Genomic DNA, 14,514 nt, shown 5'->3' with positions numbered 1-14,514 from the left:
GCACAGCCCGTCCAGGTCATAAAGTAGCCTTATGAGCTCATAGATCGGACCCGCGTACCAGCTTAGGCTTGCCTTAGTTTAGGCTTCCCGACGGAGATCGCTTGTCGCCTCTCGAAGGGAACCTGATCATGCCCCGCCCCCTGCGGGTAGCCATCGTCGGCGCCGGCCCGGCCGGCATCTACGCCGCCGACGCTCTGCTCAAGTCCGACGTGGCCACCGAGCCCGGTGTGTCCATCGACATCTTCGAGCGGATGCCCGCCCCGTTCGGGCTGATCCGGTACGGCGTCGCTCCCGACCACCCCCGCATCAAGGGCATCATCAAGGCCCTCCACCAGGTCCTCGACAAGCCGCAGGTCCGTCTCTTCGGCAACGTCGACTACGGCACCGACATCCACCTGGACGACCTGCGCGCGTTCTACGACGGTGTGATCTTCTCGACGGGCGCCATGGCGGACCGCGAGCTCAAGCTCCCCGGCGTGGAGCTCGACGGATCCTACGGCGCCGCCGACTTCGCCTCCTGGTACGACGGCCACCCGGACGTGCCGCGCACCTGGCCGCTGGAGGCCGAGAAGGTCGCGGTCCTCGGCGTGGGCAACGTGGCGCTCGACATATCCCGCATCCTCGCCAAGACCGCGGACGAGCTGCTGCCCACCGAGATCCCGCCGAACGTCTACGAGGGCCTCAAGGCCAACAAGGCCGTCGAGATCCACGTCTTCGGCCGCCGCGGCCCGGCGCAGGCGAAGTTCAGCCCGATGGAGCTGCGCGAGCTGGACCACTCGCCCACCATCGAGGTCATCGTCAACCCCGAGGACATCGACTACGACGAGGGCTCGATCGCCGAGCGGCGCGGCAACAAGCAGGTCGACATGGTCGCCAAGACCCTGGAGAACTGGGCCATCCGCGACATCGGCGACCGACCGCACAAACTCTTCCTGCACTTCTTCGAGTCGCCGGTCGAGATCCTCGGCGAGGACGGCCAGGTCGTCGGTCTGCGCACCGAGCGCACCGAGCTGGACGGCACCGGCAACGTCAAGGGCACCGGCCAGTTCACCGACTGGGACGTCAACGCGGTCTACCGCGCGGTCGGTTACCTCTCCGACAAGCTCCCCAAGCTGCCCTGGGACATCGGCTCGGGCACCGTCCCGGACGAGGGCGGCAGGGTCATCCAGGAGAGCGGCGAGCACCTCCAGTCCGTGTACGTCACCGGCTGGATCCGGCGCGGCCCGGTGGGCCTCATCGGCCACACCAAGGGCGACGCCAACGAGACCGTGGCGAACCTGCTGGACGACTTCGCCAACAGCCGCCTCCAGACGCCCGCTTCGCCCGAGCCGGAGGCCGTGGAGGCGTTCCTCGCCGAGCGCGAGCTCCGCGTCACCACCTGGGAGGGCTGGTACAAGCTGGACGCCGCCGAGAAGGCGCTGGGCGAGCCGCAGGGCCGCGAGCGCGTCAAGCTCGTCGAGCGCGAGGACATGCTGAAGGCCAGCGGCGCGTAAGCGAGTTGTTCCGTACGACGTGACGGGCCAGGGGTTCGCCCCCGGCCCGTCACGCGTTTCAGTGCTCGACGGTGACGACGATCTTCCCGACCTGCGAGCCCGCCTCCATGTACCGGTGCGCCTCGGCGATCTCCTCCAGGGCGAAGACGCGGTCCACGACCGGTACGAAGGCACCCGTGCGCAGACCGGCGGTGACGAACGCCTCGGCGCGGCGCAGCCGTTCGGGGTCCCGCGTCGTCTCGGGGAGGGTGTACGTGCGCATGTTCAGCGCGGGCATGCCGAGGTCGAACCCGGGGTACGGCGTGGGCTCCCCGCTCAGCGCGCCGTACAGGAACAGCGTGCCGCCGGGGGCGACCACCCGGGCCAGGTCCATCACGCCCGGGCCGGCGACGGCGTCGAAGACGAACTCGGTGCCGCGCCCCGCAGTCAGCTCCCGCACCCGGTCGACCAGGTCCTCCTCTCCGGTCACGATCACCTCGGCCGCGCCCGCCTTCAGCAGCGCCTCCCTCTTGGCTCGGCTGCGGGTGGTGGCGACGGGCACCGCGCCGACGCTGCGCGCGACCTGGATGGCCGCCAGGCCCACGCTGCTGGAGGCGGCCGTCAGGACGACGGTGTCCCCGGCCCGCATCCCGCCGACCTCGACCAGCGCGCCGTAGGCCGTCATGTACGGCATCCACACCGCGGCTCCGGCGATGGCGTCGAGCCCGTCGGGGCGCCGGAGCACCGCCCTGGCGGGGACGACGGCGCGCTCGGCGTAGACCCCGTGGTCATTCATGGAGAACGCCGGTACCACGCTGACCTGTTGACCGATCGCGAACCCCGTCACGCCCGCGCCGACCGCCTCGACGATCCCCGCGGCCTCGATGCCGAGCCGGGCGGGGAGCCGGGCGGGTTCGATGTACCGGCCGCTGCGGAACAGCACTTCGGCCCGGTTGAGACCGATGGCGTCCACGCGGATCAGCAGCTCACCGGCGCCGGGTTCGCCGACCGGCACGTCCTCCAGCTTCAGCACCTCGGGCCCACCGAGCTCATGGAACCGCACGGTCCTGGTCATGACGTATCCCCCTGAGCCTGAAGTTCGACGATGATCGTAGTTCGACAATCATCGTACTTCAATGCCCCCTAGAGACGGTCGAGTTCTCCCGTGGTGCGTCCGAGGCAGGCGACCGTGTCGAACTGCGGCACGGGGATCTCGCGGAAGCCGAGCCGGTCATAGAAGGCCCGGGCCGGGGTGTTGGCGAGTGCCATCACCAGGTGGACGGCCGGGACTCCACGCTCGCCGAGGGCCCGCAGGAAGGTCCGCATCAGCTCGCGTCCGTGACCGCGCCCCTGCCACTCGGGAAGCAGGTCGATATGCAAGTGGGCGGGGTAGGCGGCGAGTTCGGGGACGATCATGCGCTCGGGGTGATGCAGCAGCGGGATCATCGCCTCGTCCGGGGTGGTGGGCGGGCCACTCGGTTCCGGATAGCGGTCGGCGACCAGGGGAAGCCACTTCGCGCGGAAGTCGTCGACGAAGCGAGGCGTGTCGGCGGTGCCGAGGATGTACCCGACCGCCTGCCCATGCCCGTCGTCCAGCACGAATGTGAGCTCCGGCTCCAGCTCGGCGTAGGGAGTCGCGAAGATCACCGGGAGGATCCCCGGGTCCGCGTACACGGGGCGGCTGTCCCGGCCGTTGTGCGCGGTGCGGATGCAGATGTCCTCGAGGGCGGCTCGGTCCTCGGGACGGTACGGGCGGATCACGGATGACGAGGTCACCGCAGCATCCTGCCCCCATGGGAGCGCTCCCTCAAGCCCGTGGACGGAAGATCGCCTGTTAGCGTCCTGCGGTGTTCTCCCTCCATGAGCCTGCCCTCCTCACCCGTCTGCGCACCGCGCGGCGGGTGCTCGTCGCCGGTGCCGGCGGCGGTTTCGACATCTACGCCGGTCTCCCCCTGGCCCTCGCGCTGCGCGCGGCCGGAAAGGAAGTGCACCTGGCCAACCTGTCGTTCGCCGATCTGTACGGCCTCGACGCGGACGTGTGGCTCGACCGGGACGTCGCGGCCGTCCGCCCCGACACCGCCGCCCGCGGCGACTACTTCCCCGAGCTCACCCTCGCCCGCTGGCTGGACGGCCAGGGCCTGCCCGCGACGGTGTACGCCTTCCCGCGCACCGGCGTCCAGCCGTTGCGGGCCGCGTACCGCACGCTCCTGGACCACCTGGGCCCGGTGGACGCGATCGTGCTGGTGGACGGCGGCACCGACATCCTGCTGCGCGGCGACGAGCACGGGCTGGGCACGCCGGAGGAGGACATGGCGAGCCTGGCGGCGGTGGCGGGGCTGGACGGGATACCCGAACGACTCGTGGCCTGCCTCGGGTTCGGGGTGGACGCCTATCACGGCGTCAACCACTCCCTGGTCCTGGAGAACCTGGCCGCGCTGGACCGCGAGGACGGCTATCTGGGCGCGTTCTCGCTGCCCCGGGAGAGCAGGGAGGGCGCCCTCTACCTCGACGCGGTGGCACACGCCCAGGAGTCCACCCCCGACCACCCGAGCATCGTCAACGGCTCCGTCGCGGCGGCCGTACGCGGCGACTTCGGGGACGTCCGTTTCACTCGACGGACCCGGAACAGCGAGCTGTTCATCAACCCGCTCATGGCTCTCTACTTCTGCGTGGACGCCCCCGCGCTCGCCCGCCGCAACCTCTATCTCGACCGGCTGGAGGACACCGTACTGATGCGCCAGATCAGTACGGTCATCGCCGAGTTCCGTGACGAACTGCCACGGCAGCGGCCACCGCGCGCGTATCCGCACTGATGTGGTCACGTTTCGGCCAATCGACCGTGATCGCACAGCAAGGCTGTATACGCTCCAGGTTCTTCTTCACCGATCCTTCACAAGGGGGGCCTTGTCATGCAGATACGCCTTGCCGCCACAGTCGTCGCCGCCACGGGCACACTGGTCGCGCTCACGGCCGTTCCGGCCCAGGCCGCCGAGTACACGTCCGCGCTGAAGATCCGCGGCGTCCAGTACGACGCGCCGGGCAGCGACTCCAACAACTGCGCCACCGGGAACACCGACGAGGAGTACCTGACCATCAAGAACTACTCCTCGACCAGGACCGTGAACCTCAAGGGGTACTCCGTCGAGGACGCCGCCGGGAACTACTTCGAGTTCACCGCGAACCACTACCTCCAGCCCGGCGACTACGTGAAGCTCCGCGGCGGCAACGGCTCCGACTCCGACGCGAAGAACGTCGTCTACCGCGACAACTGCAACTTCATGTGGAACAACGACAAGGACACGATCTACGTGTACAAGCCGTCCGGCAGCCGGGCCGACGTGCACTCCTACACGAAGAGCGGCTCCGACCCGGACCGGAACGGCTACATCAAGTTCCACAGCTGAGGTCGCGCCTGGCCACCACCCCCAGCACGACCACCAGCAGCGCGAGCGCGGCCGCCTGAGCGACCGCGCCGACCAGGAAGACGGCGGGCAGGGGGAAGCCGAGCCACGGAAACAGTGCCGCCACCCGCACCGCGAGGATCAGCAGGCCCAGTACGGCCAGGGCCAGGGCACTGCTTCCGGCTCCGGGTGCCGCGCGACGGGCCCCCAGCAGCAGCCAGCCCAGGACGGCGAGCACGAAGCAGGTCGCGGGCGCCCAGGCGATGTCGGCCATGGCGGGCAGTACGGCGACGGAGGCGCCCGTGACGACGCAGCAGGCCAGGAAGGCGAGGCCGGGGGCGCCGCCGGGCAGCGCGGCCCGCGGGGCGTCCCGGTGGTACGCGGCGCACACGGCGAGGGCCGGCAGCCAGGCGAACAGGGCGTTGGCGGTGGCGAACCACGGGTCGGACGCCGACCAGTCGCTCACCAGCGGCGCGACGAGCGGCCACAGCGAGGGCAGCGCGGCCAGCAAAACGGCGGCCCGGGCGAGGCGCCGACGGTCGTGGACGAGGGCGAAGAACCCGACCGTCCACAGCAACGGCAGCACCCAGCCGGCGATCTCGACGACGCTCGACAGCGGGCCGCGACCGGTGAAGCCCGTGAGGAACAGATCCCATTCACGTGCGCCACGGGTGGCCGACCAGGTCACCCGCAGGATCTCGTCGGAGACGACGGCGGCCGCCTGGAGCAGCACGGCGTACAGCGCGAAGTGCCGGACGGCCGAGCCGAGCAGGGCGTAGCGCCGGGGTGCGCCGACGGTGGCCAGCCTGCTGCGCACGGCGAGGGCGGCGATGCTGGCCACCTCGCCGAGGGTGGGCCTGCTCTGGTCCTGGGTGTCGCGGTCGACGTCCCACAGATAGACCTCGACCATCTCCTCCTCCCGCTCCCGGCGGTAGTAGGCGGGGAGCAGGCGCAGCACGGTGCGGTAGCGCGCTTCGAGCAGGGTCGTCATGCGAGGCCTCCCGCGAGTCCCGGACCGGTGACGGGCGGGGTGCCGGTGGCCTTGCGGCCCTCGGCGATCCGCTGCTTGGCGGCGCTGGCGCCCGCGGCCATCCGCTCCGCCTCCGCGGCGAGCGCTCGCGTGCCCTCGTCGGTGAGGCGGTAGTAGCGCCGGAGCCGGCCGTCGTGGACCTCCTCGCGGTCCAGCACGATCAGAGCGTCCGCGGTGAGCCGGTCGAGCACGCCGTACAGCGTGCCGACCCGTAGCTGGACCGCCCCGTCGGAGAGTTCCTCGACCTCGCGCAGGATGCCGTAGCCGTGCCGCGGCTCGTCCGCCAAGGCGGTGAGGACGAAGAACGCCGCCTGTGTCATGTTCCTCGATGCCATGGAACAGAATATATCGGCTACCGATATATTCCGCGAGCGTGACACGTCATGAGGTCCGGATCAGAGTGTGCGACCCAGGAGCTCCAGCAGTGCCGCCCAATGGCGGTCCGTCGCCTCGGCGCTGTACATCGCCGTGTCGGCCTGGGTGAAGCCGTGGTGGGCACCGACGTAGACCTCGGTGCGGTGGCGGACGCCGGCCGTGGTGAGGGTCTTGTCGAGGCGGGCGATCTGGTCGGCGGGGTTGGTGGCGTCCTGGTCCGCGTGGCCGAAGTAGAGCTCGGCGGTGATGCGGTCGGCGAGGAGGTGGGGGCTGTCGGGGACGTCGGTGGCGAGGAAGGCGCCGTGGAAGCCGGCCGCCGCGGCGACGCGGTCGGGGTGGGTGCCGGCGGTGCGCAGGGCGAGCCCCGCGCCCATGCAGTAGCCGGTGACGCCCACCTTGCCGCCGGTGGCCAGCGGGGACGCGGCGAGCCAGTCGAGATAGCCGGCCGCGTCCCGCATGGCCCGCTCGGGGGTGAGAGCGAGGGCGGCCGGGCGGAGGCTCGCGATGATCTCCGGGCGTTCCGCCGGGTTGATGAAGTCGGGCAGCTCCACCAGGGGTGCCCGCCCCGAGCGGTAGAAGACGTTGGGGACGAGGACGGTGTAGCCCGCCGAGGCGAGCCGGTCGGCCATGCCCTTCAAGTGCGGGCGGAGTCCGAAGGCGTCCATGTAGAGCAGGACGGCGGGGTGCGGGGCGCCGTCGTCCGGATGGGCGAGGTAGGCGTCGGCGGTGCCGTCGGGCGTGCGGATCTCGACCATCGTGCTCATACCGCGACGCTCCCGGCCTCGACCAGCTCCTTCACCCGGGCGGCCGGAACCGGCACCCCCGGGCTCGCGAGGAACCACCGTCGCGCCTCCTCCGGGTCCAGCCCCTCCGGCCGCTCCCCCATGTACGGCTGGACATAGGCCGGGCTGCCGGGCCTGAGGCGCCCGCTGTCGGCCAGGCCGCCGGCGTCCACCGCGTCGTAGCCGAGCGTGTCGAGCAGGGCGACCACCTCCGCCTTGGCCCCGGCATGGTCACCGGCGACGGGCAGGGCACTGCGGTCGGGGGCGCCGGCGGGGCGGGCGAGGGTGACCAGATGGTGGAAGTCGATGGTGGAGAAGGTCTTCACCACCCGGGCGCCGGGCAGGTGCCGCTGCACCAGCACGCTGGAGGCCGACAAACCGGAGTCCAGCTCGGAGAAGGTCCCGTCGCGCTCCGGGAAGTAGTTCATGGCGTCGATGACGATCCGGTCCGCGAGGGCGTCGGACGGAAGCTGCTCGTAGGCCTTCAGCGGCAGGGCGACGACCACCAGGTCTCCGGCCCGGGCCGCCTCGACGGGCGTCGCCGCGCGCGCCTGTCCGCCGAGTTCGGCGACGAGACCGGCGAGGCTCTCGGGGCCGCGGGAGTTGCTCAGGACGACGTCCAGTCCGGCGGCCACGGCGAGCCGGGCGACGGCACCGCCGATCATTCCGCTGCCGATGAGTCCGAGGGTCTGAGGCACGGGGTCACGCTCCACGGTTGTTGATGCTCAGGTTCTTGATGCTCAGGTAGATGTGCAGGTCGATATTCAGATGCTCGATGTCCAATGTGAAACTGAGTGTCACGCTAGCCATCAGGTTTCACTCTTGCAAGTGAGAGTCTGGGGAGCGGTACGATCACGGGGTGACCGGAGCAGCGCGTACGAACACCAGAGACATCGCCCGGGCCGCCGTACGGGCCGAACTGGCCCAGGTGGCCTTCGAGTTGTTCCGTCGCGAGGGGTTCGACAAGGTCACCCTCGACGACCTGGCGGCCGCCGCCGGGGTCTCGCGCAGCACCTTCCTGCGCTACTTCGGCACCAAGGAGGACGCCGTCCTGGGCGCCTTCGAGGGACACGACCGGAGAGTCGCCGACGCCCTGCGGGCCCGCCCGGCGGACGAGGGCGAGTGGACGGCGCTGCGGGCCGCGATGGACGCCGTCATCACGCGGTACCACGAGGACCCGGAGGGGTCCCTGGCGACCACCCGTCTGGTCCGGGAGACCCCGGCCCTGTGCGCCCGCCACCTGGCGAAACAGCACAGCTGGCGTCCGGCCATGGTCGAGGCGCTGGCCGAGCGGTCCGGCACCGCGGGGCACCCGACGCTGACCCAGACGGTGCGGGCGGCCGCCGCGATCGACTGTCTCCAGGTCGCCCTCGACCACTGGACGGCCTCCGACGGCCGGCTCGACCTGGTCACCCTGCTCGACGAGGCCTTCGCCGCACTCGCACCGCGCTGAACGCGCCGCAAGGGGGCATCACCGTCGGGGCAAGCTCACCGGCCGTCCCAGTGGTAGCGCCGCTCGGGCCGCCCCGCGTGCCCGTACCGCAGCGACACCACCGCTCGCCCGGTCACGGCGAGATGCTCCAGGTACCGGCGTGCGCTGACCCGGGAGATGCCGACCCGTTCCGCGCACTCCGCGGCGGACAGGGTGCCCTCGACCGCACGCAGCGCACGCTCGACCAGCTCCGAGGTCTCCACGCTCATGCCCTTCGGCAGCGTGGGTGCCACCGTCGGCGCGGCGACCCGGCCCAGCGCCCGGTCCACCTCGGCCTGTCCGCTGACCGTGCCGACGCACAGGTCGCCGCGCCGGGCGCTGTAGCGCTCCAGCCGGTCCTTGAGCTCCTCGGCGTCGAAGGGTTTCAGCAGGTAGTCGACGACCCCCTGCCGGACGGCACGGCGTACCGCCTCCGCCTCCCGGGCGGCGCTGATCACCATGACGTCGCAGTCGTGACCGGCGGTGCGCAGCCGGGGGACGACATCCAGGCCGAACATGTCGGGCAGATAGAGGTCCAGCAGGATCAGGTCGGGGTCCAGTTCGGCGACGGCGGTGAGCGCCTGTTCCCCGCAGTTCGCCGTCCCGACGACGCGGAAGCCGTCGACGCTGTCGACGAACCCGCGGTGGATGCGCGCCACCATGAAGTCGTCCTCGACCACGAGTACGTCGATCACCGGACCTCCTGCGTCTCCCGGTCGGCCGGCCGGCCCACCGACATCCGTGCCGTGAACACCGCGCCCGAACCGGTGTTGGTCACCCACACCTCGCCGCCCCTGCGGGTGCAGACCAGCCGGGTCAGGGCCAGCCCGATCCCCCGGTCGCCGCCCCGCGCGGCCTTGGTGGTGAAGCCGTGCGCGAAGACCTCCTGGGCGAGCTCGGGAGCCACGCCCGGCCCCGAGTCGCGCACCACGATCTCGACACCGGAGGCGTCCTGGCTCAGCTCGACCTCCACCCAGGCGGCGTCGTCGCGGTCCGAGGCGGCGGCCGCGTCGAGGGCGTTGTCGACGAGGTTGCCGAGCACCGTGGCCACGTCCGCGGAGTCCATCGGCTCCAGCCGGTCCATGCAGGTGCGTTCGGAGATCCGCAACTGGACCCGGCGCTCCGCCGCGAGCGCGGACTTGGCCATCAGCAGGGCGGCGACGGCCCGGTCGTGGACCCGGCTGGAGACGGTCAGATCGAGCGACTCGCGGTGTTTGCGCAGGGCCCGCACATACTCGACGACCTCGTCGTGCTCGCCGATCTGGATGAGCCCGGAGATGGTGTGCAGCTGGTTGGAGAACTCGTGGGCCTGGGCGCGCAGCAGCTCGGTGCTGCTGCGGAAAGAGCCCAACTCCCGTTCCATCCGCGCCAGTTCGGTCCGGTCGCGCAGGGTCGTCACCGAGCCCAGACGGCGGCCGTCCTTGGTGACCTCCATACGGTTCATCACCAGCACCCGGCCCCGGCGCACCACCACCTCGTCGAGCTGCCCGGTGCCCCGGTCACCGCCGGTCCCGGCCAGGACGTCGTACAGCCTGCCCTCGATCCCGAGGTCGGCCAGGCTCATCCCGACGCACTGCTCGGGCAGGTCGAGCAGTCCGCGGCCGACCTCGTTGACGAGCGTGAGCCGTAGCCGGGGGTCGAGGGCGATGACGCCCTCGGCGATCCCGAACAGCATCGCCTCTCTGTGTTCGGCGAGACCGGCGATCTCGCGCGGCTCCAGGCCGAGGGTCTGCCGCTTGATCCGGCGGGCCAGCAGCCAGGACCCGGCCACGCCGAGCACGCTGGCGATGCCGAGGTAGGCGAGCAGATAGGAGGAGGCACCGCTCAGGCGTTGCCAGACCGTCGGGGAGGCGCGGCCGATCATGACCGTGCCGACGTGCTCCCCGACATGGTCGTCGTGCTCGGCGAGCACCGGCGCCTGGGCCACCAGTTCACGGATCCCGGCCACCGGCAGCTCCCCCGACCAGCCCCGCGCCTGCGCCACGCTGGACCCTTCGACCGGCAGCCGGGTGCCGACCAGGGTGGGGTTGGTGGCGGCCACGATCTCACCGTCCGCGTCGGCCACGGTCACGGAGGTGACGTTCGAGCGGGTCCGCGTGGTCTGGAGCAGCGGCGCCAGGACCTCACCCGGCGCGGGCAGCACGAGTTGGGCGCGCAGCAAGGGGTTGCCGGCCATCTCCTCGGCGAGGGCGGTGACCCGGCGGCCCTCGACCCGGTCGAAGGTCGCCTCGGACTGCGCCAGGGAGACGGCGGCCACCGCGACCAGCACGACCACCACGATGGCGAGCTGGAGCACCAGCAGCTCACCGGCGAGCGTGGGGCGGCGGGACGTCACGACCACTATGAACTCAACCTTCAATGGTCACACAACGCAGACGGGCTGTTCGAGAATCCGCACAATCATGGCGCCGGACCAGCCCGAGCGAAAGAGATGAGCCATGAGAACTCGCAGAGCCGCACTTCTCGGCGCTCTTGCCACCGTGTCGATGCTCGCCGCCAGTGCCTGCGGGGCCACCGCGGACAAGGAGGAGACGGGGAGCGGGGGCTCCAGGACCGTCGGCGGACTGCGCCTCATGGTCCCCAACACCCCGGGCAGCGGGTACGACGTCACCGCCCGGACCGTCGCCCAGGTGATGCAGGACTCCAAGGTGGCGTCCGGGGTCCAGGTGTACAACCTGCCCGGCGCGGGCGGCACCGTGGGGCTCCAGCGCCTGGTGAACGAGAAGGGCAACGGCAAGCTGGCCATGCAGATGGGCCTGGGCGTCGTCGGGTCCGCGTACACCTCGAAGTCGAAGGCGACGCTCACCGACACCACCCCGCTCGCCAAGCTGATCGAGGAGGCCGGCGCGATCGTGGTGTCGAAGGACTCCCCGTACAAGACGATCGACGACCTCGTGACGGCGTGGAAGAAGGATCCCAAGAAGGTGGCCGTGGGCGGCGGTTCGTCGCCGGGCGGCCCGGACCATCTGCTGCCGATGCAGCTGGCGAAGGCCATCGGCATCGAGCCGAAGAAGGTCAACTACGTCTCGTACGACGGCGGTGGCGAGCTGCTGCCCGCGATCCTCGGCAACAAGATCGCCTTCGGGGCGAGCGGGTTCGGCGAGTTCCTCGACCAGATCGAGGCCGGGCAGGTGCGGGTCCTGGCGGTCACCAGCGAGGAGCCGATCCCGGCGGTGAAGGACGCGCCCACGCTCAAGGGCTCGGGGATCGACCTGGTCTTCACCAACTGGCGCGGCTTCGTCGCCCCGCCCGGGATCACCGACGCCGAGAAGAAGACCTGGATCGACTCCCTGACCACGATGCACGATTCGAAGGAGTGGAAGGCCGAGCTGACCAAGCGCGGCTGGACCGACGCGTTCGTCACCGGTGACGAGTTCGGCACCTATCTCAAGGACCAGGACACGTCCGTCGCCGACCTGCTGGCAGAGCTCGGTCTGGCATGAGCGCGGACGTGGACGAACGGAGCGCGGAGCGCACCCGTCCGCCCCGGGACGGGGATCGCGCGCAGTACGGCGTGTGCGCCTTCCTCGTCCTGCTGGGCGGCGCGGTGATCGTGGACGGGCTCGGGATCCCGCACATCACCAGCGGCACCGACCCGGTCGGGCCGCGCGCGGTGCCGGTGATCCTCGGTGTGCTGCTCCTGTTGGCCGCGATGGTGTACGCGGTCGACGTGGCCCGCGGCGGGCGCGGTGAGCCGGAGGCCGGCGAGGACGTGGACCTCTCCCAGGGCGCGGACTGGCGCACGGTGCTCCTGCTGATCGCGGCGTTCCTGACGAACGCCGTGCTCATCGAGCGCCTCGGCTGGGTGATCAGCGGCGCCCTGCTGTTCTGGGGCACGGCCTTCGCCCTCGGCAACCGGCACCACGTCCGCAACCTGCTGATCGCGGTGACGCTCTCCCTCACCACGTTCTACGCCTTCGCGATCGGGCTCGGAGTGAACCTCCCGGCCGGTGTGCTGCAAGGGATCCTGTAGATGGACAACCTCGACAACCTGATGCAGGGCTTCGCGGACGTCGTCGCCCCGATGAACCTGCTGCTGGCGCTCATAGGTGTCGTCATCGGCACCGCGGTGGGCGTGCTGCCGGGCATCGGCCCGGCGATGACCGTGGCCCTGCTGCTGCCGGTCACCTACGGGATGGAGCCGGTCCAGGCGTTCATCATGTTCGCCGGCATCTTCTACGGCGGCATGTACGGCGGCTCGACCACCTCCATCCTGCTCAACACCCCAGGGGAGTCGTCCTCGGTGGTGACGGCCATCGAGGGCAACAAGATGGCCAAGTCGGGCCGGGCCGCGCAGGCGCTCGCGACCGCGGCGATCGGTTCGTTCGTGGCGGGCACCATCGGCACCCTGCTGCTGGTCCTGGTGACCCCGTTCGTAGTCGACTTCGCGGTCAGCCTGGGCGCGCCGGACTACTTCGCCCTGATGCTGCTGTCGTTCATCGCGGTCACCTCCGTACTGGGCGCCTCCCGGATCCGCGGGCTGATCTCGCTGCTGCTGGGGCTGACGATCGGCCTGGTCGGCATCGACGCGGTCTCCGGACAGCAGCGGCTGACCCTGGGCGTCCCCCAACTCGCGGACGGCATCGACGTGGTGGTGGTCGCGGTCGGCATCTTCGCCGTCGGCGAGGCGCTGTGGGTGGCCGCGCATCTGCGGCGCAGACCCGCCGAGATCATCCCGGTCGGCACCCCGTGGATGGGCAGGGCCGACTGGAAGCGGTCGTGGAAGCCCTGGCTGCGGGGCACGGCGTACGGCTTCCCGTTCGGCGCGCTGCCGGCCGGCGGGGCGGAGATCCCCACCTTCCTGTCGTACGCGACGGAGAAGCGGCTGACCAAGCACCCCGAGGAGTTCGGCAGGGGCGCGATCGAGGGCGTCGCCGGACCGGAGGCCGCGAACAACGCCTCCGCCGCCGGCACCCTGGTCCCGATGCTGGCCATCGGCCTGCCCACCAACGCCACCGCCGCCGTGATGCTCGCCGCCTTCCAGTCGTACGGCATCCAGCCCGGCCCGCTCCTGTTCGAGCGCGAGGCGAGCCTGGTGTGGGTGCTGATCGCCAGCCTCTTCATCGGCAACCTGCTGCTGCTCGTGCTCAACCTGCCGCTCGCGCCCGCCTGGGCGAAGCTGCTCCAGATCCCGCGCTCATATCTCTACGCGGGCATCCTGTTCTTCGCCTCGATGGGCGCCTACGCCGTCAACGCCCAGCCCCTGGATCTGTTCCTGCTGCTGCTCCTGGGGCTCCTCGGCTTCGGGATGCGGCGGTTCGGGCTGCCGGTGCTGCCGCTCATCGTCGGCGTGATCCTCGGCCCCCGGGCCGAACTCCAGGGACGGCGCTCCCTGCAACTGTCGGGCGGCGAGCTGTCGGGGCTGGTCGGCGGACCGGTGTCCTACGCCGTCTACACCACGATCGTCCTGGTGCTCGTCTGGCCGCTGATCCGGCGGTTCGTGGTCCGTCCCCTGCGTGCGCGAAGTGCCCGAGAGGAAGAACTGACATGACCGTACTGGTCGGATACGTCCCCTCACCCGAGGGTGAGGCCGCTCTACGGACGGGGATCAACGAGGCCCAGCTGCGGGGCGAGAAGCTGCTGGTGGTGAACACCTCGCGCGGGGACGCCTATGTGGACCCGCGGTTCGCGCAGGAGCCGGACCTGGCCCATGTCCGGGAGGATCTCGCCGCGTTGGGCGTCGAGTTCGACGTCCGCCAGGTGCTCGGCGGGGGCGACGCCGCCGAGGAGATCATCGAGCTGGCGGAGCACGCCGACGTGTCCCTGGTGGTGATCGGGCTACGGCGGCGCAGCGCGGTCGGCAAGCTCATCACGGGCTCGGCCGCACAGCAGATCCTGCTGGGCGCGGGTTGTCCGGTGCTCGCGGTGAAGGCGGCGGTGTAGGCCTCGGCCCGGTCCGGGAGAACAGGGCCCGCCCCAATGCGGATGGTGGGCGGACCCTGTTCGTCCGAGTCATTGTGCGGGGTCGATCGGGTCCGGGACA

The 14,514-nt window shown here is 70.8% G+C and carries 16 protein-coding genes; 8 read left to right on the top strand and 8 right to left on the bottom strand.

The annotated features are described in order from the left end of the window. Positions 1 to 128 precede the first annotated feature (128 nt). A complete protein-coding gene (locus ABKA17_RS21430; RefSeq protein ID WP_353693765.1) occupies positions 129 to 1,493 on the top strand; it encodes an FAD-dependent oxidoreductase in 1,365 nt (454 codons plus the stop codon). Between the two features lie 58 nt (positions 1,494 to 1,551). Here ABKA17_RS21430 and ABKA17_RS21425 read toward each other — a convergent pair whose 3' ends face one another. After that, positions 1,552 to 2,547 (bottom strand): zinc-dependent alcohol dehydrogenase family protein, encoded by a 996-nt coding sequence (locus ABKA17_RS21425; RefSeq protein ID WP_353693764.1) that lies wholly within the window; start codon positions 2,545 to 2,547, stop codon positions 1,552 to 1,554. Positions 2,548 to 2,615: 68 nt separating this feature from the next. Continuing rightward, positions 2,616 to 3,248 carry a GNAT family N-acetyltransferase gene (locus ABKA17_RS21420; RefSeq protein WP_353693763.1) on the bottom strand — a complete coding sequence of 211 codons (633 nt, stop codon included), beginning with the start codon at positions 3,246 to 3,248 and terminating at the stop codon, positions 2,616 to 2,618. Between the two features lie 71 nt (positions 3,249 to 3,319). Here ABKA17_RS21420 and ABKA17_RS21415 point away from each other — a divergent pair, with 71 nt between their 5' ends. Both ABKA17_RS21415 and ABKA17_RS21410 read left to right on the top strand, forming a co-directional pair. Beyond that, positions 3,320 to 4,285, top strand: coding sequence for a DUF1152 domain-containing protein (locus ABKA17_RS21415; RefSeq protein ID WP_353693762.1), 966 nt, complete (start codon positions 3,320 to 3,322; stop codon positions 4,283 to 4,285). A 96-nt stretch (positions 4,286 to 4,381) separates the two neighbouring features. Continuing rightward, a complete protein-coding gene (locus tag ABKA17_RS21410) occupies positions 4,382 to 4,876 on the top strand; it encodes a lamin tail domain-containing protein (protein WP_353693761.1) in 495 nt (164 codons plus the stop codon). On the opposite strand, the gene ABKA17_RS21405 is transcribed toward ABKA17_RS21410, so the two are convergent. The 4 genes from ABKA17_RS21405 to ABKA17_RS21390 form a co-directional block, all read right to left on the bottom strand. Continuing rightward, positions 4,860 to 5,864: a hypothetical protein gene (locus ABKA17_RS21405; protein WP_353693760.1), complete on the bottom strand. Its 1,005-nt coding sequence runs from the start codon at positions 5,862 to 5,864 to the stop codon at positions 4,860 to 4,862. The two genes, ABKA17_RS21410 and ABKA17_RS21405, sit on opposite strands and share 17 nt — an antisense overlap. Next, positions 5,861 to 6,223 (bottom strand): PadR family transcriptional regulator, encoded by a 363-nt coding sequence (locus ABKA17_RS21400; RefSeq protein WP_353694223.1) that lies wholly within the window; start codon positions 6,221 to 6,223, stop codon positions 5,861 to 5,863. Before ABKA17_RS21400 ends, ABKA17_RS21405 begins: the two co-directional genes overlap by 4 nt. 75 nt (positions 6,224 to 6,298) lie before the next feature. Then, on the bottom strand, positions 6,299 to 7,042 hold the full coding sequence (locus tag ABKA17_RS21395; protein ID WP_353693759.1) for a dienelactone hydrolase family protein: 744 nt from the start codon (positions 7,040 to 7,042) through the stop codon (positions 6,299 to 6,301). Beyond that, entirely contained in the window at positions 7,039 to 7,758 is a 720-nt protein-coding gene (locus ABKA17_RS21390) for an NADPH-dependent F420 reductase (RefSeq protein ID WP_353693758.1), read from the bottom strand. The genes ABKA17_RS21395 and ABKA17_RS21390 overlap by 4 nt, the downstream gene beginning before the upstream one ends. A 161-nt stretch (positions 7,759 to 7,919) precedes the next feature. Here ABKA17_RS21390 and ABKA17_RS21385 point away from each other — a divergent pair, with 161 nt between their 5' ends. Beyond that, positions 7,920 to 8,513, top strand: a complete 594-nt coding sequence (locus tag ABKA17_RS21385) for a TetR family transcriptional regulator (protein WP_353693757.1) — start codon at positions 7,920 to 7,922, stop codon at positions 8,511 to 8,513. 35 nt (positions 8,514 to 8,548) lie between these two features. Here ABKA17_RS21385 and ABKA17_RS21380 read toward each other — a convergent pair whose 3' ends face one another. Further along, entirely contained in the window at positions 8,549 to 9,226 is a 678-nt protein-coding gene (locus ABKA17_RS21380) for a response regulator (RefSeq protein ID WP_353693756.1), read from the bottom strand. Further along, on the bottom strand, positions 9,223 to 10,872 hold the full coding sequence (locus ABKA17_RS21375) for a sensor histidine kinase (protein WP_353693755.1): 1,650 nt from the start codon (positions 10,870 to 10,872) through the stop codon (positions 9,223 to 9,225). Before ABKA17_RS21375 ends, ABKA17_RS21380 begins: the two co-directional genes overlap by 4 nt. A 97-nt stretch (positions 10,873 to 10,969) precedes the next feature. Here ABKA17_RS21375 and ABKA17_RS21370 point away from each other — a divergent pair, with 97 nt between their 5' ends. The 4 genes from ABKA17_RS21370 to ABKA17_RS21355 are packed head-to-tail and all read left to right on the top strand — an operon-like array spanning position 10,970 to position 14,414. Further along, positions 10,970 to 11,974 (top strand): Bug family tripartite tricarboxylate transporter substrate binding protein, encoded by a 1,005-nt coding sequence (locus ABKA17_RS21370; RefSeq protein WP_353693754.1) that lies wholly within the window; start codon positions 10,970 to 10,972, stop codon positions 11,972 to 11,974. Next, positions 11,971 to 12,504 (top strand): tripartite tricarboxylate transporter TctB family protein, encoded by a 534-nt coding sequence (locus tag ABKA17_RS21365; RefSeq protein WP_353693753.1) that lies wholly within the window; start codon positions 11,971 to 11,973, stop codon positions 12,502 to 12,504. Before ABKA17_RS21370 ends, ABKA17_RS21365 begins: the two co-directional genes overlap by 4 nt. Continuing rightward, entirely contained in the window at positions 12,505 to 14,022 is a 1,518-nt protein-coding gene (locus tag ABKA17_RS21360; protein ID WP_353693752.1) for a tripartite tricarboxylate transporter permease, read from the top strand. Then, positions 14,019 to 14,414, top strand: a complete 396-nt coding sequence (locus ABKA17_RS21355) for a universal stress protein (RefSeq protein WP_353693751.1) — start codon at positions 14,019 to 14,021, stop codon at positions 14,412 to 14,414. The genes ABKA17_RS21360 and ABKA17_RS21355 overlap by 4 nt, the downstream gene beginning before the upstream one ends. Positions 14,415 to 14,514 lie beyond the last annotated feature (100 nt).

Source organism: Streptomyces sp. RG80 (genome assembly GCF_040446465.1).
Lineage (GTDB): Bacteria > Actinomycetota > Actinomycetes > Streptomycetales > Streptomycetaceae > Streptomyces.
This window is presented reverse-complemented; position numbering and strand designations above follow the sequence as displayed.